This window comes from Streptomyces polygonati (genome assembly GCF_042650325.1).
Lineage (GTDB): Bacteria > Actinomycetota > Actinomycetes > Streptomycetales > Streptomycetaceae > Actinacidiphila > Actinacidiphila polygonati.
The window spans coordinates 93,095-118,313 of the sequence record NZ_JBHSBB010000001.1 but is presented as its reverse complement, the minus strand read 5'-3'; the positions used below and the strand labels follow the sequence as shown (position 1 = coordinate 118,313).

Below are 25,219 nucleotides of genomic sequence, written 5' to 3'. Positions count from 1 at the left end.
AGCGCCATCTCTTTCAAGGCGCGGAATAATCACTAAGGTTGGACTATGACATTCGTCGCGAATCATCGTGAGCTGCCCGTACTCGTGCTCGGAGGCGGCCCGGTCGGCGTCACCGCGGCATGGGCACTTGCCCGAGCCGGCGTGGACGTGCACGTCATCGAGCGCGAGCCGGAGCCGCGCACCGACTGGCGCGCCTCGACGTTCCACCCGCCGACGCTCGAACTGCTCGACGAACTCGGCCTGTCGGCGCAGATGCACGCCGAGGGGCTGACGGTTCCGCGCTACCAGTACCGCGACCGGCGCTCGGGGCTGGTCGCGGAATTCGACTTCACCCTGCTCAAGGAGGAGACGAAGTTCCCGCACCGGCTGCAGCTCAACCAGCAGCACCTGGTGCGGATGCTGGTGGAGCGGCTGGCCGACGCCCCGAACGTCACGATGCACTACGGCATCACCGCCGACGCGATCCGTACCGGTGACGAGGGCGTGGTGGTGGAGGGCCGCGGCCCGTCCGGCGAGGTGAGCCTGCGCGGCAGCTTCCTCATCGCGGCCGACGGCGCCAGCAGCACCGCCCGCGGCCTGCTGGGCGCGCGGTTCGAGGGGTTCACCTACCCCGAGCGGTTCCTGATCGCCAGCACCTCGGCCGACTTCCGCGCGCTCATCCCGGACATCGCCGACGTCAACTACGTGGCCGACCCCGACGAATGGCTCTTCCTGCTGCGCACCGCCGAGTCCTGGCGCGCGGTGTACCCGGTGCCGGCCGAGCAGACCTACGAGCAGGCCACCGACGCCGCCGAGATGCAGGCCCGGCTCCAGGGGATCTCCCCGCTGCCGGCCGGCTACCCGATCATCGACTACCAGATCTACAACGTGCACCAGCGGGTGGCGGACTCCTTCGTCTTCGGCCCCTGCGCGCTGATAGGCGACGCGGCCCACATCAACAGCCCGCTCGGCGGGGTGGGACTCAACAGCGGCATCCACGACGGCGTCGACCTGGCCCGCCGGCTGGTCCGCGTCCTGCACGACGGCGCCGACGAGGCGGCCGAACTGGCGGCCTTCAACTTCGTACGGCGGCAGGTGGCCGTCGAGTACGTACAGGCCGACACCAAGCGGAACACCGAGCGGATCAGCGAGCGCGACGAGGCCAAACGGAAGGCCAACCAGGAGGAGATGCGCGCCATCGCCGCCGACCCCGACCGGGCGCGGGCCTGGTGCAGGCGCGCCTCACTGCTCGAATCGGTGGCCCGCTTCGGGATCGGGCTGCCGGCCGAGGAGGTGGACCGCCGCATCGGCGCGGCGGCCGACCCGGCGATATGAGCGCACCGTTGCCGCCGCGCCCGGCCGGGCGCGGCGCGAGCGAAAGAGGACCCATGACGTACGACAGCACCACACCCGCCCGGCCCGGTGCGGAATCCGCCCCCCTGGCGCAGTCCGTGGCCCCGGCCGCACCCACGGCGCCTGCGGCGGCCCCGGCCGCGGCCCCGGCTCCGGCGGAGACCCGGCTCGCGGAGGACTCCCAACTGGCGTCCTTCTACGCGGACCTGGCCGCCGTCGACCTGCACCCGCTGTGGACCATCACCCGCGATCTGCTCCCGCCCTCGCCCCGCCCGCGCTCGGTCCCCTGGCTGTGGAGTGCCCCGGTGCTGACCGAACTCGCCGAACAGGCGCTGCGGTTGGTGCCCGTCGAGCGCGGCGGCGAACGCCGGGTGCTCAGCCTCGGCAATCCGGGACTCGGCGGACTGCCCTATGTGGCGGGCACGTTGTGGGGCGCGATCCAGTGCCTCGGCCAGGGCGAGACGGCGCCGGCCCACCGGCACACCCCCGGCGCCATCCGCTTCATCCTCTCCGGGGACGGCGTGGCGACCACCGTCGACGGCGATGTGTGCGACATGCACCCCGGCGACCTGGTGCTCACCCCGTCGTGGAACTGGCACGACCACAGCAGTACCGGCGACGGCCCGATGCTCTGGTTCGACGGGCTCGACCTGCCGATGATCGAGGCGCTGGACGCGGTGTTCTTCGAGCCCTACCCCGACCTGCGGCAGCCGGACGAGTCCCCGCACAACCGGTCCGAGACGTCGGCCGGACCCGGCCCGCGCTTCGTCAGCGGCGCGGTCCGCGACGTGCTGGACGCCGAGCCGTCCCCGCTGCTGGTCTACCGATGGGCCGACACCGACCGGGAGTTGTCCCGGCTGGCAGCCGAGAGCGGCGACTGTCTGGTCAGCCTGGAATTCGTCAATCCGCAGACCGGTGCCAGCGTGCTGCCGACGATGAACTGCGGCATGCACCGGCTGACGCCCGGGGCGACGACACAACCGGTCCGCCGCACCGGCAACACCGTCTTCGTCGTCCACCGGGGAGCGGGCTCCTCGGTGATCGAAGGGCAGTGGTTCGACTGGTCGGCCGGCGACATGTTCGTCGTCCCGTCCTGGGCCGCCGTCGAGCACGCCAGCGCCGCCGGCGCCGACTTGTTCAGCATCGGCGACAGCCCGGTGCTGCGGGCTCTCGGCATCTACCGCGAGCTGACCCTGGACGCCCCGCAACCGGTCACCGGCGTCTTCACCCCGGCAACGCCGACCGCCCCCGCGGCGGTCCTCACGGATCTGGACACGGTGCGCGCATGAGACTCGCCCTCTTCGACGACAACCGGCTCGGCGTCGTCACCGGTGACGCCCTGGTGGACGTGACCCACGCGCTGCCCTGGCCGCACGACCCCGATCCGCTGCTGGCCGGCTGGTGGCGCCGGCTGTGCCGGGACTTCGCCGAACTCGCCCCCGCCCTGCGGGCGGCGGCCGACGCCGGTCCCGAACTGCCGCTGGAATCCGTCCTGCTGGGAGCGCCGGTGCTGGCCCCCACCAAGATCATCGCCTCGGCCAGCAACTACCAGGCCCATGTGGACGAGATGCACGCCGTCCAGCACCGCACGCTGGGGCAGGTCGAGTCGTGGATGATGAACTTCGACATCTTCCTCAAGGCGCCGTCCTCCATCGTCGGACCGCAGGGCCCGATCGTGCTCCCGCGCCCGGTGCTCGACGAAGGCAGCGAGATCCACCACGAATCCGAGCTGGTCGTGGTGATCGGCGCCGGCGGCAAGGACATCGCGGTCGAGGACGCCCTGGACCATGTGCTCGGCTACACCATCGGCCTGGACATCACCGTCCGCAGCGCGGCCGACCGGTCGCGCCGCAAGAGCTACGACACCTTCAGCCCGCTGGGCCCCTGGCTCACCACCGGCGACGAGGCGGGCGACCCGGCCGACTTCGACATCCGGCTGACCTGCAACGGCGAACTCCGCCAGGCGGTCAACACCGCGGCACTGATCACCCCGGTCCCGCAGATCATCGCCTACGCCTCGCGCATGATGACCCTCAACCCCGGCGATGTGATCTTCACCGGCGCCCCGCCCGGCGTCGGCCCGATCCTGCCCGGCGACACCCTCGACACCTCGATCAGCCGGCTCGGGACCATGCGGATGGCGGTGGAGGCGGAACGGACCGCCGTGTCCGGCTGAGGCGCCGGCCGGCGGGGCAGCGGCCGGATCACCTGCTGATGCCCCTCCGGCCTCAGCGCTGGTGATAGACGAGCAGGGCGACGTCGTCCTCGTGGTGGTCCTTGCCGAGCAGGGCGGCGCAGACATGCTCGACGACGGCTTCGGGGTCGAGCCCGACGGCGGCGGACAGCGCCGCGGCGGCGCGTTCGATGCCGGTGGTGAGGATCTCGCGGCGGCGTTCGACCAACCCGTCGGTGTAGAGCAGCAGATGGGAGCCCGCCGGGATCGCCGCGGTGGTCTCCGGGCGCTCGCCCCCGGTACGCACGGCCAGCGGCAGGGACCGGGCGTGTTCGAGCCACTGGACGGTCCCGTCGGGCGCGGCGACGAGGGCGGGGGGGTGCCCGGCGCTGCTGTACCGCACGGTCGCGGTGGCCGGATCGATCACCGCGCAGAAGACGGTGCTGCAGTACGCGCCCGGCAGCAGTGCGCCGAACCGGTCCAGGGCCGCGAGCACCCGGGCCGGGCCGTTGTTCTCCAGCAGCAACGCCCGGGCAGCACTGCGCAGTTGGCCCATGGTGGTGGCCGCGGGCAGGCCGCGGCCGACGACGTCGCCGACCATCACCCCGTAGCGGCGCCCCGGCAGTTCCACCACGTCGTACCAGTCGCCCCCCACTTCCAGGGTGGAACTGGCGGGGTCGTAGCGGACGGCGAACCCGGGGGGCAGCTCGGCCGGCCCGAGGATCGCCCGTTGGAGAGCCAGGGCGACCTGGCGCTGCTCGTCGTTCGCCCGGGCCCGGCCCAGCGCGCGCTGCAGATGGCCGGTGAGCTGGACCATCAAGGTGCGGTCCGCGACCGGGAACGGGCGGGCGCGGCCGAACTCCAGCCAGAGCAGCGCCTGTTCGAGCCCGTCGTACAGCGGCGCGCCCACCGCGGTCACCGCGGCGCCGTCGGGCGAGGACGGCGCGGGACCGTCGTCGGTGCGGGTGAACAGGCGCCCGGTGCGGGCGAAGTCCGCGACACCGGCCGGCGGCAGCGCGGCGCCCGACGGCGGCGTGGACCCTGTCGTGGCGGTGGTTTCGGCGGTCTCGGCGCTCTCCGGGGTGCCGGGGTCGTTCCAGCGCAGCAGGGACACCCGCTCGGCCTGCCAGCAGTCGCGGAATTCGGCCAGGCCCACCGTCAGCACCTCGGCGCCGTCGTCGAGTCCGGTGAGCAGTCCGGCCAGACGGGCCACGGCGGCGTCGCGTTCGGCGGTCAGATGCTGGGCGGTGACGTCGCGCAGGGTGCCGACCAGCAGCCGCTCGCCGTCGTCCCGGCGTCCCGGACCGCCGTGGTCCCGCAGCGAGTCGAGGGACACCTCGACCCACAGCCGGCGCCCGTCGCGGTGCCACAGCGGCAGCACGAAGCGACCGCGGCCGTCCGCGCGTACGGTGGCCAGCGCGGCTTCGACGAGGGCGAAGCCGTCCGGATCCTGCCCGGCGGTGGGCCACCAGGGGTGGGGGACCGGCCAGGGCAGCTGCGGGGCCTCGTAGCCGAGCAGTTGGGTGAAGGCGTCGTTGATCTCGATCACGCTGAGGTCGGGCCCGGCCACGAAGAAGCCGTCCTGCATGGCGTTGACCAGCGCGGTGCGCCAGGCGGACTCGTGGTTGCGCAGCCGGGCCAGGTCGAGATTGGAGCGGACCCGGGCCAGCAGGTCGGTCGAGGAGAAGGGTTTGGCCAGGTAGTCGTCGGCGCCCGCGGCGAGACCCTCGACAGCGGCTTCCTCGCCGGCGCGGGCGGAGAGGAACACCACCGGGGTGCGGGCGGTGGCGGGGTCGGCGCGCAGCGCGCGCAGCAGCGCGAAGCCGTCCAGGCCGGGCATCATGACGTCGGTGAGTACGAGGTCGGGGCGCAGCAGACGGGCCTGGCGCAGCGCCTCGTGGCCGTCGGCCGCGACCGCGACCGTGTAGCCGGGCGCCAGCAGCCCGGCCAGATAGACCCGCAGATCGGCGTTGTCCTCCGCGATGAGTACGCTGCCGCCGCCGGGCGGAACCGGCGGCGTGGGACCGCTCCCGCCGGAGCGGGCGGGGGCACTCCACTGGAGGGCTTCGGCGACGTAGTCCTCGGCGCGGCCGCCGCCCGGGGTGCGCTGGGCGGGCGCCGCGGCGATCCGGGCCGGGACGCGCACGGTGAGGGTCGTGCCGCCGCCCGGCCGGCTGACCGCCACCGCGGTGCCGTCGTGCAGCGCGGCCAGTTCCCGTACCAGCGCCAGTCCGATGCCCGAGCCCTCGTGGGAGCGTCCGCGTACCCCGCGCACCTGCCGGAAGCGCTCGAAGACGTGGGGGAGTTCGTCCGCCGGTATCCCGACCCCGGTGTCGCTCACCTCCAGCACCACGCTGTCGCCCGTACCCGGGTCAGTGCCTGCCCCGGTGCCGGTGGCGGTACCGGAGCCGGCGCCACCGCCGGTGATCCGGAGACTGATCCGGATCTCTCCTTCCAGGGTGAACTTCACCGCGTTGGACAGCAGATTGAGCACGATGCGTTCCCACAGGTCGGGATCGACCAGCACCGGTCTCGGGTCCGCCGGGCAGTCGATGGTGAAGCGGAGCCGCGCGCGGTCCGCGGCCGGCGCGAAGGATTCCGCTATTCCCCGGGTGAGCGCGCCGAGTTCGACCGCGACCGGTTCCGGACGCAGCCGGCCGTCCTCGATGCGGCTGAAGTCGAGCAGGGTGTCGACCAGGCGCCGCAGCCGGGCGGCGTTGCGGTCGATGATCTCCACCCGCTCGCGCTGGGCGGGCGCCAGCGGCTGCCGTTCGTCGGCGAGCGCGTCCTGGGCCGGTCCGGTGATCAGGGTCAGCGGAGTGCGCAGCTCGTGGCTGACACCGGTGAAGAACTTCGTCCTGGCCCGGTCGAGTCCGGCCAGTTCCTCGGCGCGGCGCAGCTGCGCGGCCTGGGCCTCGGCGTCGGTGACCGCCGCCGTCAGGTGGTTGGCCGACAGCTTCAGGAACCCCCGGTAGGCGTCGTCCAGCGGCAGGTGGGGGCTGACGCCGAGGATCACCGCGCCGCGCGGCCGGTCGCCCTCGGTGGCGGCGAGCGGCATGACCACGGCGATGTCGGCGGGCGCGTCGCCGCCCGGGTCCGCGCCGGGGAGCACCCGGCCGCGCAGCCGCTCGGCCAGGCCGGTGCGCGTCCCCGCGACACCCTCGGTGACGGCCCGCCGGATCCACTCGCCGTCGGCGTCCGCGGCTGCCGCCGTCCCCGCCGACACCTCACGCGGCAGCGGCCCCGGGCCGCCCGGGCCCGGCTCCGCCAGCCCGAACGAGGCCACCGCCCGGGCCCGGCCGCCGTCGCCCCCGCCGTCACCCCCGTCGTCGTCCAGCAGGTAGACGACGCCGAAGGGCACGTCCTCGCGGTGGGCGCCGAGTACGCGCGCCGCGGCGGCGCACGCCAGCCGCGGATCGGAGACCTGGCCGGACCGGACCTCGCCGAGTTCCCGCAGTGTGCGCAGCCGGCGGCGGGCGAGTACCTGGCCGGTGGTCTCGGTGACGACGGTGAGCACCCCTCCCACCCCGCCGCCGGAGGCCGGGATCGCGCTGTAGGCGAAGGTGAAGTAGACCGCCTCGTCGGCGGTGTGCCGCCGCAGCGCGAGCCGGAGGTCCTCGTGGTAAGTCGACTCGCCGTGCCGCATCACCTTGGTGATCATGCCGCCGACCACCGGCCACGCGTCGGACCAGACCTCCTCGCAGCGCAGGCCCAGCGCGGGGTGTTTGGGGCCCAGGATCGGGACGAACGCGTCGTTGTAGACCATCGCCAGCTCCGGTCCCCACATGACGAGCATGGGGAAGGGGGAGTTCAGGCACAGGCCCACGACGGTACGCAGCTCCGGGCGCCAGTCCTCGACCGGGCCGAGTACGGTCGCGGGCCACGCGGTGTCCGCCATCAGCCGGCTCACCGCGCTGTCCGGGTCGGCCGCCAGCAGCTCCGGCGGGAATCGCGGTCGGACCGGGCGCGCGGGCCCGTCGTACGGGCTCCCAGCCACCACCGCACCCGCCTCCCGCTCGTCGCCGTATCCTCGGTGTTCCGGTCCGTCCCGCCCCCGGCCGGCGGCAGGCGGGGGAAGGCGACCCCGGTCGAGCCAACAGGGACGAGCCTCTTTTGGCAACCCGCCGACGGTCGCGCGAGCGGATCGCCTACCCGGGCGGGCGGTCGGCGCCGTCCGCCTTCCCGGACGCCCCATGCCGAAGCCGAAGCGCTCCGGCGGCGGCCCGGGGCAGGAAGAACAGGCGGGCGCGCTTTTCGGGGAGGTCGATCTCCGGGCCGGGTTCGAAGCCGGTGCGGCGCAGCCGTTCGATCGACTTCTCGTTGCGGGTGTCCGGCTCGGCGACGATCCGGTGAACCGCCGGGTCGGCCAGCAGGAAGCCGAGCAGGACCGCCATCAGGCTGCTGGTGTGGCCGGGCCGCGGGGCGCCCTGGGCGGGGGCGGTCAGCAGGTGGATGCCGAGATCCCCGGGTTCGACCCGGTAGAACCCGCCGAGCGGGTCGTGCTCGGGTCGGTAGGTCTGGAGGAGCGCGACGGGGGAGTGGTCGAGGAGTACGAGATAGGCGTGATGGGTGGTCAGCGAGTCGACGAACTCGTAGATCTCCTGGACCTGCCGGCGGCTGTGGCCGACCATGCCCCAGAACCTGCTGCGTTCCTCGGCGACCCAGCCGTGCACCACTTCGGCGTCGCCCGCCGGGTCCAGCGGACGGATCAGCACGCGGCCGAAGCCCGGGACGGTCTGTTCATGGCTCGCTCCGGTCGCGGCGCGGTGGTCGGTCGTCATTCGCCCTCCTTGCTGAGCAGGTTCCAGTCGGTGATCACCGGGACGAGTCCGCCGCGCAGCCAGCGCGGGAGCTGGTCGCGGCGGTGCGGATCGCCGGGCACGCCGCTCGCGCCGAAGGGGACCACCCAGAGGCTGTCGTCGCGGCGGGCGAGATCCCAGACGTAGCGTGCCGCCGAGGCGCGGGCGCTGAGGTCGGTGACGCCCGGGACGCTGGAGGTGGACAGGACGCAGTCGTGGTCGCCGCCGAGCCCGGGCCACCGCGGCGGGTCGGGCTCGGGCAGCGCCTGCCAGGGGGCCAGCCGGTGGGTCCCGCCCCAGGTCGTCGCGACCCCGTCGTCCTCCCCGGCCAGTTGCTCGGCCAGTTGCTCGGCGGCGGCGCGGACCAGCGCGGCCGGGTCGGTGCCGGGCAGCAGATCGGTGCTCAGCAGATGCTCCAGCGCGAAGCCGATCCGTGAGGTGAGCGAGAGCCAGGGCGCGAAGAGTCCGGGCCGCCCGGAAGGCTCGGCCAGCGGCGCCAGCGCCGGCTCGGCGGCGAAGCCGCGCACCACGGCTGAGCGCAGCGCGGCATAGCGGGCGGCGGCGACCGAGTCGGCCGCCATCCGCCGGTCCCAGCCGAGCAGTTCCCGGCGCAGCCGGTCGGCGGCGGCGCTCAGCCCGGTCAGGCCGGCCAGCAGGTGGAGCAGCGGGCCGGTGGACGCGAGGTAGGTGTCCGTGTGCACGGCGGCCATCTGCTGACCGGACCACGCGGTGGAAGCCGCCAGCAGTGCGCTGATCCGCTCGGCGCGGTGGGCCGGAGCGAACTCGATGCCCAGCGCCCCCGCCAGGCCGCGCTGATTGGCCATCACCGCGTAGCCGCCGACCTCGGCGCGCGGCAGCGGCGCGTACCAGCCCTGCCAGGCGTGGCCTGACTCCCAGGCGGGCACCGGCCGGACCCGGTTGCCCGGGTGGCGCAGCGGGACGGCGCCGGCCACCCGGTGCAGCGACCCGCCGGCCGTGTCGGCGGCCTGCACCACGTTGACCGGCTCGATCCAGTGGTCGAGGGCGGCGTCGACCTGCGCCACGGTCCGCGCCCGGAGCAGCGCGGGCAGCGCCTCGAAGCCCGACCGCTCACGGACCCGGGGCGGACAGCGCAGGCTGACCGCCTCGTCCGGACCGTCCGGGCCGCCGATCACCACCACACCGCGTTCGGTCTCGACCAGCTCGACGGTGACCGGCTCGCGGCCGGCCACCTCGATGGTCTCGGTGTGCGCGGCCGCCGGTCGCCACCCGTCCGGGCCGAAGGCCTCGACCCCGCCGTCCGGGGTGCGTCGCAGCCGCTCGCGGTAGAGATCCTGATAGTCGGCCATGGCGTTGGTGATCGCCCAGGCGACCGTGCCGGTGTGCCCGAAGTGGGCGATGCCGGGAACGCCGGGCACGGCCAGGCCCACCACGTCGAAGTCGGGGCAGGCCAGGTGGATCTGCTGATAGATCCCCGGCTCCTCGATGAACCGGTGCGGATCCCCGGCGATCAGCGCGGCGCCGCTCGCGGTGCGTTCGCCCGTCACCAGCCAGCCGTTGCTGCCGGACCCGGCGGGCCCGTCGGCGGCGAAGAGGTGGACGGCCTCGTCGCCCAGCAGTCCGGCGACCCGCTCGCGCCACAGCTTGTCCGGGAAGCCGGCGAAGAGGATGTGGTGGGAGAGCCAGAGCGCCAGCGGGGTCCACGGCTCCCAGCGGCCGGGGGTGAGCCCGGTGGCCGCGAACTCCGGCTGCCGGTCGGCGGCTTCGGGCAGCGCCTCATTGACTCCCGCGACGTAGTGGCCGATCCAGTCGGCGGTGTCCGTGTCGAGGCGGGCGAAGCAGCGCCGGGCGGTGTCGGCCAGCCGCGCCCGGCGGGCGAAGCGGTCCCAGTCCAGGTGCTCGGGGCCGAGGAAGGCGGCCGAGGTGCCCTGGGCCCGGTGCCGCTCGACCTCCAGCTGCCAGGCCCGGTCGGTGGCGGCGTTGCGCCCCTGGGCGTGGGCGAGTTCCAGCGGATCGCCGGCGCGCAGATGGGGGATGCCCCAGCTGTCGCGGAAGACCTCGATCGTCATGGCCGGCCCGCCCCTTCGGTGTCGGCGCCGGCGGGGGCCGGGCGCTTGACCGCCTGCCGCGCGGCCGGCACCACCAGGGGCGTACCGCTTTCCGGATCCTCGATCACCCGGCAGGGCAACTGGAAGACCTCCCGCACCAGTTCCGCTGTGACGATCTCGCCCGGCGCACCGGCCGCCAGCACCCGGCCGCCGCGCATCGCGATCAGGTGGGTGGCGTACCGGGCGGCCTGGTTCAGGTCGTGCAGCACGGCGACCAGGGTGCGGCCCTCCTCCTCGTGCAGGCGGGCGCAGAGGTCGAGGATCTCGATCTGGTGCGCGATGTCCAGGAACGTGGTCGGCTCGTCCAGCAGCAGCAGCGGTGTCTCCTGGGCCAGCGCCATCGCGATCCAGACCCGCTGGCGCTGCCCGCCGGAGAGCTCGTCGACCATCCGGTCGGCCAGTTCGGCGACCCCGGTGGCCGCCATCGAATCCCGCACCACCCGCTCGTCGTTCGGCGACCACTGCCGCAGCAGGCCCTGGTGCGGATAACGGCCGCGGCCCACCAGCTCGCCGACGGTGATCCCGTCGGGGGCGATGGCGGACTGCGGGAGCAGGCCCAGGGTGCGGGCCACCCGCTTCGCGGGGAGCCGGGCGATGTCCTGGCCGTCCAGCAGTACGGTGCCGGCGGCCGGCTTGAGGGTGCGGGACAGCGCGCGCAGCAAGGTGGACTTGCCGCAGGCGTTGGGGCCGACGATCACCGTGAAGGACCGGTCCGGGATGGCGACCGTGAGCTCGTCGGCGATCGTGCGCCGCCCGTAGGCGAGGGTGAGACCGTCACCGGTCAGCCGTGGTCCGTCCGGCGTCATGCTTGCCTCTCCTTGTACGTCGTGGTCCGTCACGGTCCGCCGGGAAGGGGACGCGGTCATAGCCGGCCCGCCCGTCGCTCGCCGGCCAGCAGCCATACGAGATAGCCGCCGCCGAGCAGGCCGGTCACCACGCCGACCGGCAGCTGGTGGCCGCCGACGAGCCGCGCGGCCGCCCAGTCGGCGGTCACCAGCAGCGCGGCACCGGTCCACATCGAGGCGAGCAGATGGGGGCCGGGGGTCCCGGTCAGCCGCCGGGTCAGCTGAGGGGCGGTCAGCGCCACGAAGGAGACCGGCCCGGCGGCCGCCGCCGCGAGCGAGGCGAGCAGCACGGCCGCGGCCAGCAGGCCGAGCCGCAGCGGTTCGACCCGTACGCCGAGGCCGGCCGCCGTGTCATCGCCCAGCTCCAGCATCCGCAGCGCCGGCCCGCAGCCCAGCAGTACGAGCGGCCCCAGCAGGCCGAGCGCGACGATCAGCGGCATCGCGTCGCCCCAGCCCCGGCCGTCGAGGCTGCCGGTCAGCCAGAGCACCGCGCGGGCCGCCTCCGTCAGCTGGGTCCGGGTCAGCAGATAGCCGTTGACCCCGGTCAGGATGGCCGCGGTGCCGATACCGATCAGGACCAGCCGGCCGCTGTGCAGGCCGCCGCGCCAGGCGAGCGCGCAGACCAGCGCCCCGGTCAGCACACCGCCGGCCGCGGCACCCGCCGCCAGCGCCAGGCTGCTGCCGCCCGCCACCACGACCAGCAGCGCGCCGGTGGCCGCGCCCTGGGTGAAGCCGAGCACATCGGGGCTGCCGAGCGGATTGCGCACCAGCGACTGGAAGAGCGCGCCGGCCAGCGCCAGCGCGGCGCCGACCAGCAGCGCGGTGACGACGCGGGGCAGCCGCAGCTGGTTGACGACGAAGTCCTCGGCGGGGGTGCCACCGCCGGCCAGGGTCCGCAGCACCTCCCCGGGGCCGATCGGGTAGCTGCCGCTGCCCAGGCTGAGGACGCCCACCAGCAGCGCCAGCAGCGCGCAGCCCGCCGCCGCGGCCAGCGCGCGCGGCCGGTAGCGCAGCGACCAGCCCGGGCCGAAACGGATCGTGCTCATATCCGGGCCACCTTTCCGCGGCGGGCGAAGTAGAGGAAGAACGGTCCGCCGAGGACCGCCGTGACGACACCGACCTGGAGCTCGCCCGGGCGGCCCAGCACCCGTCCCAGCACGTCGGAGCCGAGCAGCAGGACCGGGGCGAGAAGCGCGCAGTACAGCAGCAGCCGGCGCAGGTCGGGCCCGGTCAGCGCGCGGACGAGATGCGGGACCATCAGACCGACGAAGACGATCGGCCCGCAGGCCGCGGTGGCCGCCCCGCACAGCAGGGTGACCGCCAGGATCGCGGCGCCGCGGACCAGTTCGGGCCGCGCGCCGAGCGCCCGGGCGGCGTCGTCCCCGAGCGCCAGCGCGTTCAGCGGACGGGCCAGCGCCAGCGCCAGCAGCAGACCCGCCGCGATGAACGGCAGGACCTTGACCACCGTCCCGGACCGCGCGTCGGCCAGCGAGCCGACGGTCCAGAAGCGCATCTTGTCCAGCGAGTCGGTGTCCAGCAGCATCACCGCGCTCACATACGAGTAGAGCGCGGCGTTGAGCGCCGAGCCGGCCAGCGCGAGGCGGGCCGGGGTGGCCGCGCCTCCGCCGCCGACCGCGTAGACCAGGACGGCGACGGCCGCGCTTCCGGCCAGCGCGAACCACACATAGCCGTCGAAGGTGGCCACGCCCAGCAGCGAGGTCGCGGTGACCACGGCGGCCGAGGCGCCGGCGTTGATCCCGAGCAGGCCGGGATCGGCGAGCGGATTGCGGGTCAGGGCCTGCATGAGGCCGCCGGCCAGCCCGAGCGCGGCGCCGGCCAGCAGGCCGAGCAGGGTGCGCGGCAGGCGCATCGCGTGCACCACGGCGTAGTCGGGCGAGTCGCGGTCGACCAGGCCGTGCCAGACCTGGGCGGGGGAGAGCGCCTTGGCTCCGACGCCGATGCTCAGGGCCAGTACGGCCAGCAGGACGAGCACCGCGAGCAGCGGGCCGCTGGCCCGCAGGGCGGTGCGGGCCACCGATGCGCGGCCGTTCGGCTCCGGGTCGGTCCCGGGCGGATCACCGCCGATCTGCGGCAGGGCGCGGGGACTTACCAGGATGCCCGGTGAACTCTGCTGGTCCTGGGGTGACTTGATGAAACGCACGGGTGGGCTCCGAAGCGCTGGGAGGAACTGATGCTCCCTCTGGACAGGAACGACGATTAGGTTAGCCTAACCTAAGTTAGGTTACCCTGCATTGCGCCGGGAGCCTGTCCCGGTCCGGCTCGGATGAGAGAGAATGAGAGAGAAAACGCCCATGGATTCCAGAACCGCCAGCCAGGTCTCCCGCCGAGGTCTGATCGCCGCGGGCGGCGCCACCGCGCTGGGCGCTCTGCTGACCGCCTGCGGCGGCGGCTCCCGGGGCGGAGCCGCCGCCGCGGGCGCCTCGGCCGGCGCGTCACCGGGCGCGTCCGCCTCCGCGGTCAAGGGCCCCTGGTCCTTCACCGACGACCAGCCCAAGCACCTCACCGCCCCGGCCGCTCCGGCGCGCGTCGTCGCCTTCACCGGCACCGCGGCCGCCCTGGTCGATTTCGGCCTGGACCGGCAGATCGTCGGTGTCTTCGGCGAGACCAGGGCCGCGGACGGAAAGGCCGACCCGCAGGCCGGCGACCTGGATGTGGACAGGGTGGCGATCATCGGCAACGCCTACGGCGAGTTCGACATCGAGAAGTACGCGGCGCTGCGGCCCGACCTGCTGGTCACCCACATGTACGACCCGGGGGCCCTCTGGTACGTGCCGGACGAGAGCAAGAGCAAGATCCTCCAGGTCAACCCGACCGTGGCGGCGATCACCGTGGGCCGGGTGCCGATCACCCGGCCGATCGAGCGCTACGCCGAACTGGCCGCCTCGCTGGGCGCCGACCTGAAGGCCAGGAAGGTCACCGACGCCAAGGCCCGCTTCGAGGCCGCCGCCGAGAGCCTGCGGCGGGCCGCCAAGGCGGCCGGCGGCGTCCGGGTGCTGGCCGGCTCCGGCAGCCCGGACCTGTTCTATGTCTCCAATCCCCGGGTCAGCACCGACCTGATGTACTTCGCCCAACTCGGCGTCGACATCGTGGTGCCGGACAAGCCGGACCCCGGGGGCTACTTCGAGAGCCTCAGCTGGGAGAACGCCGACAAATACCCGGCCGACCTGATCCTGCTGGACGACCGCGGCACCTCGCTGCAGCCCGAGGACCTGGCGGGCAAGCCGGCCTGGGGCAGGCTGCCGGCGGTGAAGGCCCGGCAGATCACTCCGTGGAGCGCGGTGCCGCGCTTCTCCTATGCCGGCGCGGCGCCGTTGCTGGAGCGGCTCACCAAGGCCGTCGAGTCGACCAAGAAGGTCAGTTGAACGCCGCGCGGGCGACCGGGTCCGATGCCGGGGCCGCGGTCGGCGGCGCGAAGCCGATCGCCGGCCAGTTCCGTTTCTTCCGGGCACACGTGGTGAGCAGCCGCCGGCTCGGCCCCACGCTGGTCCGGATCACCTTCGGCGGCGAGCAGTTGGCGTCCTTCGCCTCCGGCGGCCGGGACCAGAGCTTCTCGCTCTTCCTGCCGCGGCCGGGCCAGGCCGCTCCGCTGATCCCGGCCGACGCCGACGAGGGATGGTTCCAGCGGTGGCGGAGCCAGCCCGAAGAGGAGCGGGCGGTGATGCGCTCGTACACCATCCGCTCGCAGCGCCGGGGGAGCGCCGAGGTGGACGTGGACTTCGCGCTGCACGGCGCCGGACCGGGGGGCCCGGCGGGAGCGGCCGGGCCGGCCTCGCGGTGGGCCGCGCGGGCCGCGCCGGGTGACCAAGTGGTCCTGCTGGGCCCGGCGGTGGCGGACAACCGCAGCGTGCGCTTCCAACCCCCCGCGGGCACCGACTGGATACTGCTCGCCGCCGACGAGACCGCACTGCCCGCGGTCGGCGGAATCCTGGAGTGGCTGCCGGCCGGCAGCCGGGTCAAGGCCTGGATCGAGGTGCCGTACTCCGAGGACATCCAGGACCTGCCCAGCGCGGCCGACGCGGAGATCGTCTGGCTGGTCCGCGGCGACCGGGACCGTACGGCGGGCGAACCGGCCGGCGGCGGGCCGCTGACCGGGGCCGTACGGGCCGCCGAACTGCCCGAAGGAGCGCCGTACGCCTGGATCGCGGGCGAGTCGGCCATGGTCAGGGCGCTGCGCCGGCACGTGGTCGGCGAGCGGGGCCTCGACCGCGCGTCCGTCGAGTTCTCCGGATACTGGCGCCGCGGCGCCTCCGAGGAACAGCTTCGGGCGGAGGCCCAGGCGCCCGACGCCGGATAGCTCCGCCTGCTGTCCCAGGGCCCTCTCCCGGCCGGAGGGGGTCTTGGGCACCCGCTAAAGTTAGGTTAGGCTAACCTAACTTCCTCCCCTCCTTCTGTGACTGCTGAGGTCTGGCCATGAGCTTTCAGGGACACACCATTGAGGCCCCGTCGGCCCGCACTGCCACCGCGGCGGAAGACGCGAGAAAGCATCTGTTCAACAACCTCACCCTGGCGGACTACCGCCGCTCGATGGCCGGCGGCATCGAGCGGGTGGCCGACCGGATCGCCCGCACCGAGCGCCCGTTCAGCGGGATCAGCCCGCAGCGACTGGCCCCGGAGATATCCGGCATCGACCTCGACCACCCGCTGAACGACCCGGCCGCCGCGCTCGACGAACTGGAGGAGGTCTATCTGCGGGACGCGGTCTACTTCCACCACCCGCGCTATCTGGCCCACCTCAACTGCCCGGTGGTCATCCCCGCGCTGCTCGCCGAGGCGGTCCTCACCGCCGTCAACTCCTCGCTGGACACCTGGGACCAGAGCGCGGGCGGCACGCTGATCGAGCGCCGCCTGGTCGACTGGACGGCCGGCCGGATCGGCTTCGGGGTGGACGCCGACGGCATCTTCACCAGCGGCGGCAGCCAGTCCAACCTCCAGGCCCTGCTGCTGGCCCGCGAGGAGGCGCTGGCCCGCGCGGCGGCGGGCACCGTGCCGCCCCCCGCCCGTCACGAACTGCTGCCGAGGCTGCGCGTCATCGCTTCGGAGGCCAGCCACTTCAGCGTCAAGAAGTCCGCCAAAATGCTCGGCCTGGACATGGACGCCGTGATCGTGGTCCCGACCGACCGGAGCCGGCGGATGCGGCCCGCCGCGCTGGCGGCCGAGCTGGAGCGCTGCCGGCGCCAGGGCCTGCTGGTGATGGCGGTGGTGGCCACCGCCGGCACCACCGACTTCGGCTCCATCGACCCGCTGCCCGCCATCGCCGAACTCTGCGAGCGCGACGGCAACTGGCTCCATGTGGACGCCGCCTACGGCTGCGGTCTGCTGGTCTCGCCGACCCGCCGGCAGCTGCTCGACGGCGTCGAGCGGGCCCACTCGGTGACCGTGGACTACCACAAGTCCTTCTTCCAGCCGGTGAGTTCCAGCGCCCTGGTGGTGTCCGACGGCGCGCTGCTGCGGCACGCCACCTACTACGCGGACTACCTCAACCCGGCCCGGACGGTCGAGCAGCGGATCCCCAACCAGGTGGACAAGTCCCTCCAGACCACCCGCCGTTTCGACGCGCTCAAGCTCTGGCTCACCTTGCGCGTCATGGGCGCGGACGCGGTCGGCGCGCTCTTCGACGAGGTCGTCGACCGCGCCGCGGCGGCCCACGACCTGCTCGTCGCCGACCCCCGGTTCGAAGTGGTCACCCGCTCCCAGCTGTCCACCGTGGTCTTCCGCTACCTGCCGCAGGCCGACCGGGACGACACGACGGCCGACGCCGCCAACCTGTACGCCCGCGAGGCGCTGGCCGCCTCCGGTGAGGCCGTGGTGGCCGGCACCAAGGTGGACGGCAAGCACTACCTGAAGTTCACCCTGCTCAACCCCGAGACCGGCCTCGCCGACATCGTCCAGGTTCTCGACCTGCTGGCCGGACACGCCGAACGCCACCTCGCCGAGCGGTCCTCCGCCGGCCACGGCCGGAGCACCGACCGAAGCCCGTCCTGAGGCCCCGGCTCGCCCCACGCCGTGCCGCCGCCCGCCCCGACCCGCCACGACCGACCCCTGCCACGACCGACCCCTGCCACGGGAGAGACGTATGTCCACCCATGACTTCATCGCCATCGGGCTCGGCCCCTACAACCTGGGCCTGGCCTGCCTGACCGCGCCGATCGAGCAACTCGACGGGCTGTTCCTGGAGAGCAAGCCGGAGTTCGACTGGCACCCGGGGATGCTGCTGGACTTCGCCACCCTGCAGACCCCGTTCATGGCAGACCTGGTCACCCTGGCCGATCCGACCTCGCCGTACTCCTTCCTGAACTACCTCAAGGAGTCAGGTCGGCTCTACCCGTTCTACATCCGCGAGAAGTTCTACCCGGTACGCCGCGAGTACAACGAGTACTGCCGCTGGGCGGCCGGCCGGCTGCCCGGCGTCCGCTTCGGGCACCGGGTCTCGCTGGTCGAGTACGGCGAGGACGACGGGCTCTACACCGTCACCTCGACGGTCGGCGACGAGGTGGTCCGGCACCGTGCCCGGCACCTGGTGCTCGGCACGGGCACCCCGCCGCACCTGCCCGAGGCATGCCGGGAGCTGGGCGGCGACCTGGTGCACAACTCCGGCTACCTGAAGGCGAAACCGGCTCTCCAGGCCAAGCGGAGCATCACCGTGGTCGGCAGCGGCCAGAGCGCGGCCGAGATCTACTACGACCTGCTGTCCGAGGCCGGCGCGCACGGCTACCGGCTCAACTGGGTCACCCGCTCACCCCGGTTCTTCCCGCTGGAGTACACCAAGCTCACCCTGGAGATGACCTCTCCGGAGTACGTCGACTACTTCCACGCGCTGCCCGAGGAGACCCGCTACCGGCTGGAGGCCGAGCAGAAGGGCCTGTTCAAGGGAGTCGACGCGGATCTGATCAACAGCATCCACGACCTGCTCTACCAGCAGAGCGTCAGCGGCCCGGTGCCCACCAGGCTGTTCACCAACACCGCGCTGCACAGCGCCTCCTGGGAGGAGGCGACCGGGCGCTACACACTCGGCCTGCGCCACACCGAGCAGCGGCGCGACTTCTCGCTCGGCACGGAGGGACTGGTGCTGGCCACCGGCTACGAGTACCGCGTCCCGGACTTCCTCGCGCCGGTGCGCGACCGGATCCGCTGGGACGGCCGGGGCCGCTTCGACGTGGCGCGCAATTACAGCATCGACACCACCGGCCGCGGGATCTTCCTGCAGAACAGCGCCACCCACACCCACAGCATCACCTCACCGGACCTCGGCATGGGCCCGTACCGCAACTCGTGGATCGTCCGCGAGCTGACCGGCCGCGAGGTCTACCCGATCGAGAAGGCCATCGCCTTCCAGGAGTTCGGGGCCCCGGAGGACGTGATCTCGTGAACGAGCGTCCCACGAGCGCCCGGCAGGACCCGGGCACCGTCCTGTTCTCCCGAACCGACCCCGTCCTCGGCCGGTTCGCCGTCCGCCGGCTCGACCTGCCGGCCGACGCCGGACTGCTGCATGACTGGGTCACCCACCCCAAGGCACGCTTCTGGATGATGCGGGGCCTGTCGGTCGCCGAGGTGGCGGCGGAGTACCGCACGCTCCTCGACGATCCGTACCGCGACGCGTTCATCGGCCTGCTGGAGGGCCGGCCCGCCTTTCTGGTGGAGCGCTACGACCCCGCGCACGTCGAACTGGCCGGCCTGTACGCCTCCGAGCCCGGCGACACCGGCATGCACTTCCTGTGCGCACCCACCGACACCCCCGTGCACGGCTTCACCCGGGCGGTGATCACCACCGTGATGGCCTTCGTGCTGGACGACCCGGCCGTACGCCGGGTGGTGGTCGAACCCGACATCCGCAACACCGCCGTGCACGCCCTGAACGCGGCCGTCGGCTTCGAGCCGGCCGGCCCGGTCGGCAAGCCCGAGAAGGAGGCGCTGCTCAGCTTCTGCACCCGCGAGCGGTTCGCCGCCGCCACCCGAGGAGTGACCGCGTGAACCCCGTCCCCCATCTCAGGCCGGACACCTGGGCGGCGGCCAACCGGCTGCTGGTCCGCAAGGCGCTGGCCGAGTTCGCCCACGAGCGGCTGCTGGTGCCCGAGCCGATCGGCGCGAACCGCTTCGTGGTGCGCGGCGACGACCGCTCGGTGGAATACCGCTTCACCGCCCGACTGCTGTGGCTGGACCACTGGCAGATCGCCGCCGACTCCATCACGCGATGGCGCGGCGACAGCGAACTCCCGCTGGACGCGGTGGACTTCCTCGTCGAACTGCGGCGGACGCTGGGCCTGTCCGAGCAGGTACTGCCGGTCTATCTGGAGGAGATCAGCTCCACCCTGTCCGGCAGCGCCTACAAACTCGACAAGACGGACGTCAGCGCCGCCGAACTTGCCGGGGCCGGCTTCCAGGCCGTCGAGACCGGGATGACCGACGGCCACCCCGGCTTCGTCGCCAACAACGGGCGGATCGGCTTCGGCGGCGACGACTACCACCGGTACGCGCCCGAGGCGGCCAGCCCGGTCCACCTGGTGTGGCTGGCCGCCCAGCGCTCGCACTCCACCTTCACCAGCTGCGCCGACACCGACTACCAGCGCCTGATCGAGGGGGAGTTGGGCGCGGCCGAGCTGGCCGGCCTGCACGCCGTACTGACCGGGCTCGGCCTCGACCCGGCCGACTACCACCTCTTCCCGGTCCACCCCTGGCAGTGGTCCAACAAACTCTCCGTCACCTTCGCCGGTGAACTCGCCGAGCGCCGCCTGGTCTTCCTCGGTGAGGGCGCGGACTCCTACCTCGCCCAGCAGTCCATCCGGACCTTCTTCAACACCGGCCACCCGGAGAAGCACTACGTCAAGACCGCTCTCTCGGTGCTCAACATGGGCTTCATGCGCGGACTCTCGGCCGCGTACATGGAGGCCACCCCCGCCATCAACGACTGGCTGGCCCGGCTGATCGCCGAGGACGAGCTGCTGCGGGGGACCCGGCTGACGATCATCCGCGAGCACGCCGCGATCGGCTACCGCCACCGGCAGTACGAGGCCGCCACCGACCGCTACTCGCCCTACCGCAAGATGCTGGCCGCGCTCTGGCGGGAGAGTCCGGTGCCCTCCCTGGAGCCCGGCCAGCGGCTGGCCACCATGGCCGCCCTGCTGCACACCGACCGGGCCGGCCGCTCGCTGGCCGCCGCGCTGATCGACCGCTCGGGCCTGGCCCCGGCCGCCTGGCTGCGCCGCTATCTGGACGCCTACCTCACCCCGCTGCTGCACAGCTTCTACGCCTACGACCTGGCCTTCATGCCGCACGGCGAGAACGTCATCCTGGTACTGGACGAGGCCGGCACCGTCCAGCGGGCCATCTTCAAGGACATCGCCGAAGAGATCGTCGTGATGGACCCGCTGGCCGCGCTGCCCCCCGAGGTCCAGCGGATCCGCGCCGACATCCCGGACCACCTGAAGCTGCTGTCGATCTTCACCGACGTCTTCGACTGCTTCTTCCGCTATCTGGCCGCCGTCCTGGACGAGGCCGGCGCGCTGGAACAGGAGGACTTCTGGCGCGCGGTGGCGGACTGCGTCACCGACTACCGGGAGCGAGTGCCGCAGCTGGCCGAGAAGTTCGAGCGTTTCGACCCGTTCGCCGAGCGGTTCCCGCTGTCCTGCCTGAACCGGCTCCAGCTGCGCGACAACCGGCAGATGGTCGATCTGGCCGACCCCACGGCAGCCCTGCAACTGGTCGGCGAGCTGGCCAACCCGATCGCACGGTTCGCGCCGCCGGCGCCCGCCGCCTCGTGACGCCGGACCCGGCGCGGGCGGATACGGCGGTCACCGCTACGGCGGCCACGGCCGACGGCCGCCAACCGGCCCGCTGGGCGATCCTCGCCGTGGTCTGCCTGGTCCAGCTCGCCGTGGTGCTCGACAACACCGTGCTGAACGTGGCGATCCCCTCGCTCGACCGTTCCCTGGGCGCGGACACCGCCGGCATCCAGTGGATCGTCAACGCCTACTCGCTGGTCCAGGCGGGCCTGCTGCTCACCGCCGGCGCCGCCGCCGACCGCTACGGCCGCAGACGACTGCTGCTCACCGGGCTCGCGGTCTTCGGCCTGGGCTCGCTCGCCGCCGGACTGGCCCGGTCCACCGGCCAGTTGATCACCGCCCGGGCCGGCATGGGCGTGGGCGGGGCGCTCCTGGTCACCAGTACGGTGACGGTGTTGATCCAGGTCTTCGACGACGCCGAGCGCGGCCGGGCGATCGGTGCCTGGGCCGCGGTGAGCGCGCTGGGTTTCGCGGCCGGCCCGCCGATCGGCGGCCTGCTGCTGGCGCACTTCCGGTGGGGCGCGCTCTTCCTGGTCAACCTGCCGGTGGTGCTGGCCGGCCTGGTGGCGGTACTTGCGCTGGTCCCCGAGTCGAAGAGCCCCGGAGAGGGCCGCCCCGACCTGATCGGCGCCGCCCTTTCCACCCTCGGCGTGTCCGCGCTGGTCTTCGCGATCACGCCCGGGGCCGCGGACCCCTTCACCGGCCTCGGCGACGACCCCATGTCCGGCCGGGGCGAAGGACGACCGCCCGGCCGTCTGCCGCGCCCCGCCGAAGGCGGTGTCCCCGCCGGTGGCATCCCGCCCGGATCCGGCGGATCCGGCGCCCGGGCGAGTGGTGACCACGGCGGCGGGCGCCGCTCGTCCTAGGATGCCTTCCATGCCTGATGTCCCGCCGCGGCCGGAGCCGTTCACCCCGCAGACCGACCCCGCGGCGCTGGAGGACCTCCGGGTCCGGCTGCGCGCGACACGCTGGCCGGACGCGCCCGAGGACGCCGGATGGTCGCTCGGGACCGACCTCGGCTACCTCCGCGAACTCGTCGCCTACTGGGCGGACGGCTTCGACTGGCCCGCGCAGGAGGCGGCGCTGGCCCGGCTCCCGCGCTTCCGCGTCCCGCTCGGCGGTCTCGGCATCCACTTCGTGCACGCCCGGGCCGTCGCGCCCGCCGGGCCGGTGCTGCCGCTGATCCTGACCCACGGCTGGCCCGACTCCTTCTGGCGTTACGCGAAGGTCGTGCCGCTGCTGACCGACCCGGGCTCGCACGGCGCCGACCCCGCCGACGCGTTCGACGTGGTCGTGCCCGACATCCCGGGCTTCGGCTACTCCGACCGCCCCACCGGGCCGCCGCTGGAGTCCGTCGCGGTCGCCGGGCTGTGGGCCGAGCTCATGGACGTGCTCGGTTACCCCCGGTTCGGCGCGGCGGGCGGCGACCTCGGCAGCCATGTGAGCCGCTACCTCGGGCTCGACCACGCCGACCGGGTCGTGGCCGTCCACCGGACCGACGCGGGCCTGCCCGTCTTCAGCGGCGATCCGGCCGAGCTCGCGCCCGAGGAGCGCGCCTGGTTCGAGAGCGCCGCGGCCTGGGGCGCGACCGAGGGCGCCTACGCCGCCATGCACCGTACGAAGCCCCAGACCGCCGCGTTCGGGCTCACCGACTCGCCAGCCGGGCTCGCCGCGTGGATCGTCGAGAAGCTCCGGGCGTGGAGCGACTGCGACGGCGACATCGAGCGGTCCTTCACGAAGGACGAGATCCTCACCAACGTCACGCTCTACTGGCTGACCGGGACGATCGGCTCCTCGATGCGCATGTACCGCGCCAACGCCGCGATCCCGGCCGCGCAGTACGCCCGCCGGGTCGAGGTGCCGTCCGGCTTCTCGCTCTTCCGCGGCGACGTCGTCCGCCCGCCGCGGGCCTGGCTGGAGCGTACGGCCGACGTCGTGCGGGTGACCGAGCCCCCGCGCGGCGGGCACTTCGCGGCGTTCGAGGAACCCGAGCTGTACGCGGAGGAACTGCGCGCGTTCTTCCGCCCGTACCGGTCGTCGGCGACCGGCTGAGGGCGCCGCCGGACCTCAGCCGCCGGACCGGCGCCGCCGGACCTCAGCCGCCGGCGGGGCCGGGCGGGAGGGTCCGGGCGAGCAGCAGCGCGGTGTCGTCGTCGGCCGGCCCGTCGGAGACCATGCTGTCGATGACCGACGCGCACAGGTCCTCCAGGGCCGTGACGGGACCGGTCAGTGCGGTGCGCAGCCGTTCCAGGCCCCGGTCGATGTCGCTGTCGCGGGTCTCGATCAGACCGTCGCTGTACAGCGCCAGCACGCTGCCCTCCGCGAGTTCCAGCTCGATGGACTCGAAGGTTCCCAGGCCCACCCCGATCGGTGTGCCCGGGGGCACGCCCGCGAAGTCGACCGATCCGTCCGGGGAGATGATCGCGGGCGGGGGATGGCCGGCGCTCGCCAGTGTGCAGCGCCGGGTGGCCGGGTCGTAGACCATGTAGAGGCACGTGGCTCCGACATTGGGGGCCATGGGGTCGGCGTCGGTGACGTGGTCCTGGGCCAGCTCCACCGCGAGTTCGTCCATCCGGGTGAGCAGCTCGGCCGGCGGTACCCGCAGTTTGGTGAGGGTGCGCACCACTGTCCGCAGCCGGCCCATGGTCGCCGCGGCGTTGATGCCGTGGCCGACGACATCGCCGACCACCAGCGCGACGCGGCCGTCCCGCATCGGGATGACGTCGAACCAGTCGCCGCCCACACCGCCATGGGTGTCCGAGGGCAGATAGCGGGAGGCGACCTCGACGGCGCCGCCGCCGGACAGGTGCTGCGGCAGCAGATCGCGTTGCAGCGCGAGCGCGGCGGTGCGCTCACGGGTGTAGCGCAGCGCGTTGTCAAGGCTCAGCGACGCCCGTGCCGCCAGATCCTCGGCGAGGACGAGATCGGCCCTGCTGAACGGCAGCGGATTCTCGGTCCGGACGAAGACGGCGATGCCGAGCATCGATCCGCGCGCCTGGAGCGGGACGATCATCAGGGAGTGCATCCCGGTGGCGTGGATGACCCGGGCACGGTCCGGGTCGTTGTCGAGCCAGGTACCGGGGGAGGTGTCGAGGACCGGCTCGAAATGGGCGGTCCGGCTGTCGAGCACCGCGGTGAAGGGGGACTCCGGCGGGACGAAGACCGGTGTTCCGCGCCGCCACAGGGACTCGCGCAGATCGGAGTGGATGGAGGACACCCCGGCGCGGTAGAAGCTGGGGATGCTGGCGTCGGTGGACTTGAGGTGCTCCAGCGGCTCCTTCCCCAGCGGGATGGCGTCGGCCAGATCGATCGTGACGTAGTCGGCGAGGTTCGGCACCGCCGTCTCCGCCAGCTCCTGCGCGGTGGCCATGGGGTCCAGATTGGCGCCGATGCGGCTTTCCGCCTCGCTGAGCAGGGTGAACCGTGCGCTCTCCCGCTCCCCGCTGGCCTTCATCGCCACCGAGCCCAGGCCGAGCGGCAGTCCGTCCGGCCCGTCCAGGCGGACGAAGGAGACCCAGAAGTAGGTGTCGTCCCGCCCCGCCGTCCCGGGCGGCCGGAATTCGTGGCCGAGCAGCGGCACACCGGTCTCCAGGACCTCCGCCATGGCTGATTCCAGGAACGCGGGGTACTGGGCGTCCACGAGGTCGGTGACATAGCCGCCGAGCTCCGGACCGGAGCGGAAGATCTTCCCGTTGTGGACGCTGTCGTTGAACCAGGTGCAGCACAGGTCCCGGTCCCAGACGGCCAGGCTCACCGGCCCCTGTCCGAAGAAGGCGTCCAGCGCGGCCGGATCCAGGCCGGGCCGGGTGGCCGGATCGGGCGCCCAGACCAGCCAGCCCGTACCCCCGTCACCGCCGTGCAGCGGGGAGACCCGCAGGCCGGCGGCCGTCTCCCGCCCGTCGCCGCGCCTGATGGGCAGCCGCCCCGACCAGGTCCCGCTCGTGAAGACGTCGGCGGGCGCCGGACCGCCGTCGGCCAGCAAGGCGGCGGCGGGACGACGCAGCACCTCGTCGGCCGAGTAGCCCCACAGACGTCCGGCGGCCCCGGTCCAGGCGGTCACCCTCAGCCCGCCGTCGACCACCAGGAGTACGTCGGCAGGCTCGCGGGCGGCCGCGTCTCCCTCGGGCGCCGCGCGGTCATTACGGGACATACCGTGCCTATGCCCCGGATGTCCCCGGCTACTCCG

At 73.3% G+C, this 25,219-nt stretch carries 17 protein-coding genes and 1 pseudogene; 11 read left to right on the top strand and 7 right to left on the bottom strand.

Translation table 11 applies throughout. The features are described 5' to 3' along the window. Positions 1-45: 45 nt before the first annotated feature. Genes ACFO3J_RS00455 through ACFO3J_RS00445 form a run of 3 tightly spaced genes read left to right on the top strand, consistent with a single transcriptional unit; the run spans position 46 to position 3,508 of the window. The gene (locus ACFO3J_RS00455) at positions 46-1,314 is read left to right on the top strand and encodes an FAD-dependent oxidoreductase (protein ID WP_386424611.1); all 1,269 of its coding nucleotides are present in this window, start codon (positions 46-48) and stop codon (positions 1,312-1,314) included. A gap of 53 nt (positions 1,315-1,367) precedes the next feature. Beyond that, the gene (locus ACFO3J_RS00450; protein ID WP_386424608.1) at positions 1,368-2,621 is read left to right on the top strand and encodes a cupin domain-containing protein; all 1,254 of its coding nucleotides are present in this window, start codon (positions 1,368-1,370) and stop codon (positions 2,619-2,621) included. Further along, positions 2,618-3,508, top strand: coding sequence for a fumarylacetoacetate hydrolase family protein (locus tag ACFO3J_RS00445; RefSeq protein WP_386424605.1), 891 nt, complete (start codon positions 2,618-2,620; stop codon positions 3,506-3,508). Before ACFO3J_RS00450 ends, ACFO3J_RS00445 begins: the two co-directional genes overlap by 4 nt. 52 nt (positions 3,509-3,560) lie before the next feature. Here ACFO3J_RS00445 and ACFO3J_RS00440 read toward each other — a convergent pair whose 3' ends face one another. The 6 genes from ACFO3J_RS00440 to ACFO3J_RS00415 all read right to left on the bottom strand — a co-directional run bounded on the left by ACFO3J_RS00440 (position 3,561) and on the right by ACFO3J_RS00415 (position 13,349). Beyond that, positions 3,561-7,505, bottom strand: a complete 3,945-nt coding sequence (locus tag ACFO3J_RS00440; RefSeq protein ID WP_386424603.1) for a SpoIIE family protein phosphatase — start codon at positions 7,503-7,505, stop codon at positions 3,561-3,563. A gap of 148 nt (positions 7,506-7,653) precedes the next feature. Then, positions 7,654-8,286, bottom strand: a complete 633-nt coding sequence (locus ACFO3J_RS00435; RefSeq protein ID WP_386424600.1) for a GNAT family N-acetyltransferase — start codon at positions 8,284-8,286, stop codon at positions 7,654-7,656. Beyond that, entirely contained in the window at positions 8,283-10,352 is a 2,070-nt protein-coding gene (locus ACFO3J_RS00430) for a penicillin acylase family protein (protein ID WP_386424597.1), read from the bottom strand. Before ACFO3J_RS00430 ends, ACFO3J_RS00435 begins: the two co-directional genes overlap by 4 nt. Beyond that, positions 10,349-11,197, bottom strand: a complete 849-nt coding sequence (locus tag ACFO3J_RS00425) for an ABC transporter ATP-binding protein (RefSeq protein WP_386424594.1) — start codon at positions 11,195-11,197, stop codon at positions 10,349-10,351. Before ACFO3J_RS00425 ends, ACFO3J_RS00430 begins: the two co-directional genes overlap by 4 nt. A 56-nt stretch (positions 11,198-11,253) precedes the next feature. Beyond that, positions 11,254-12,282 carry a FecCD family ABC transporter permease gene (locus ACFO3J_RS00420; protein ID WP_386424591.1) on the bottom strand — a complete coding sequence of 343 codons (1,029 nt, stop codon included), beginning with the start codon at positions 12,280-12,282 and terminating at the stop codon, positions 11,254-11,256. After that, a complete protein-coding gene (locus ACFO3J_RS00415) occupies positions 12,279-13,349 on the bottom strand; it encodes a FecCD family ABC transporter permease (RefSeq protein ID WP_386425075.1) in 1,071 nt (356 codons plus the stop codon). Before ACFO3J_RS00415 ends, ACFO3J_RS00420 begins: the two co-directional genes overlap by 4 nt. A 199-nt stretch (positions 13,350-13,548) precedes the next feature. On the opposite strand from ACFO3J_RS00415, the gene ACFO3J_RS00410 reads away from it, so the two are divergent. The 8 genes and pseudogenes from ACFO3J_RS00410 (at position 13,549) to ACFO3J_RS00375 (ending at position 23,085) form a co-directional block, all read left to right on the top strand. Then, entirely contained in the window at positions 13,549-14,619 is a 1,071-nt protein-coding gene (locus ACFO3J_RS00410; RefSeq protein WP_386424589.1) for an ABC transporter substrate-binding protein, read from the top strand. Beyond that, on the top strand, positions 14,616-15,551 hold the full coding sequence (locus ACFO3J_RS00405; protein WP_386424586.1) for a siderophore-interacting protein: 936 nt from the start codon (positions 14,616-14,618) through the stop codon (positions 15,549-15,551). Before ACFO3J_RS00410 ends, ACFO3J_RS00405 begins: the two co-directional genes overlap by 4 nt. 116 nt (positions 15,552-15,667) lie before the next feature. After that, the gene (locus ACFO3J_RS00400) at positions 15,668-17,239 is read left to right on the top strand and encodes a pyridoxal phosphate-dependent decarboxylase family protein (RefSeq protein ID WP_386424583.1); all 1,572 of its coding nucleotides are present in this window, start codon (positions 15,668-15,670) and stop codon (positions 17,237-17,239) included. A 91-nt stretch (positions 17,240-17,330) separates the two neighbouring features. Continuing rightward, complete coding sequence (locus tag ACFO3J_RS00395; protein ID WP_386424580.1) at positions 17,331-18,623, top strand: lysine N(6)-hydroxylase/L-ornithine N(5)-oxygenase family protein; 1,293 nt, start codon at positions 17,331-17,333, stop codon at positions 18,621-18,623. A gap of 41 nt (positions 18,624-18,664) precedes the next feature. After that, the gene (locus ACFO3J_RS00390; RefSeq protein WP_386425073.1) at positions 18,665-19,225 is read left to right on the top strand and encodes a GNAT family N-acetyltransferase; all 561 of its coding nucleotides are present in this window, start codon (positions 18,665-18,667) and stop codon (positions 19,223-19,225) included. Next, positions 19,222-21,012 (top strand): IucA/IucC family protein, encoded by a 1,791-nt coding sequence (locus tag ACFO3J_RS00385; RefSeq protein WP_386424577.1) that lies wholly within the window; start codon positions 19,222-19,224, stop codon positions 21,010-21,012. Before ACFO3J_RS00390 ends, ACFO3J_RS00385 begins: the two co-directional genes overlap by 4 nt. After that, positions 21,009-21,716 (top strand): annotated as a pseudogene (locus ACFO3J_RS00380) (MFS transporter); the annotation flags it as partial. The gene ACFO3J_RS00385 and the pseudogene ACFO3J_RS00380, both read left to right, overlap by 4 nt. A 193-nt stretch (positions 21,717-21,909) precedes the next feature. Then, the gene (locus ACFO3J_RS00375; protein ID WP_386424574.1) at positions 21,910-23,085 is read left to right on the top strand and encodes an epoxide hydrolase family protein; all 1,176 of its coding nucleotides are present in this window, start codon (positions 21,910-21,912) and stop codon (positions 23,083-23,085) included. Positions 23,086-23,128: 43 nt separating this feature from the next. Here the strand turns inward: ACFO3J_RS00375 and ACFO3J_RS00370 are convergent, their stop codons facing one another. Then, entirely contained in the window at positions 23,129-25,183 is a 2,055-nt protein-coding gene (locus tag ACFO3J_RS00370; RefSeq protein WP_386424571.1) for a SpoIIE family protein phosphatase, read from the bottom strand. Between the last annotated feature and the right edge of the window lie 36 nt (positions 25,184-25,219).

What these genes read in the sequence shown, in the direction of transcription:
- ACFO3J_RS00455 (WP_386424611.1), top strand. Translation starts at nt 46, where the DNA reads ATGACATTCGTCGCGAATCATCGTGAGCTGCCCGTACTCGTGCTCGGA.
- ACFO3J_RS00425 (WP_386424594.1), bottom strand. Translation starts at nt 11,197, where the DNA reads ATGACGCCGGACGGACCACGGCTGACCGGTGACGGTCTCACCCTCGCC.
- ACFO3J_RS00375 (WP_386424574.1), top strand. Translation starts at nt 21,910, where the DNA reads ATGCCTGATGTCCCGCCGCGGCCGGAGCCGTTCACCCCGCAGACCGAC.
- ACFO3J_RS00420 (WP_386424591.1), bottom strand. Translation starts at nt 12,282, where the DNA reads ATGAGCACGATCCGTTTCGGCCCGGGCTGGTCGCTGCGCTACCGGCCG.
- ACFO3J_RS00430 (WP_386424597.1), bottom strand. Translation starts at nt 10,352, where the DNA reads ATGACGATCGAGGTCTTCCGCGACAGCTGGGGCATCCCCCATCTGCGC.
- ACFO3J_RS00395 (WP_386424580.1), top strand. Translation starts at nt 17,331, where the DNA reads ATGTCCACCCATGACTTCATCGCCATCGGGCTCGGCCCCTACAACCTG.
- ACFO3J_RS00445 (WP_386424605.1), top strand. Translation starts at nt 2,618, where the DNA reads ATGAGACTCGCCCTCTTCGACGACAACCGGCTCGGCGTCGTCACCGGT.
- ACFO3J_RS00400 (WP_386424583.1), top strand. Translation starts at nt 15,668, where the DNA reads ATGAGCTTTCAGGGACACACCATTGAGGCCCCGTCGGCCCGCACTGCC.
- ACFO3J_RS00410 (WP_386424589.1), top strand. Translation starts at nt 13,549, where the DNA reads ATGGATTCCAGAACCGCCAGCCAGGTCTCCCGCCGAGGTCTGATCGCC.
- ACFO3J_RS00370 (WP_386424571.1), bottom strand. Translation starts at nt 25,183, where the DNA reads ATGTCCCGTAATGACCGCGCGGCGCCCGAGGGAGACGCGGCCGCCCGC.
- ACFO3J_RS00450 (WP_386424608.1), top strand. Translation starts at nt 1,368, where the DNA reads ATGACGTACGACAGCACCACACCCGCCCGGCCCGGTGCGGAATCCGCC.
- ACFO3J_RS00435 (WP_386424600.1), bottom strand. Translation starts at nt 8,286, where the DNA reads ATGACGACCGACCACCGCGCCGCGACCGGAGCGAGCCATGAACAGACC.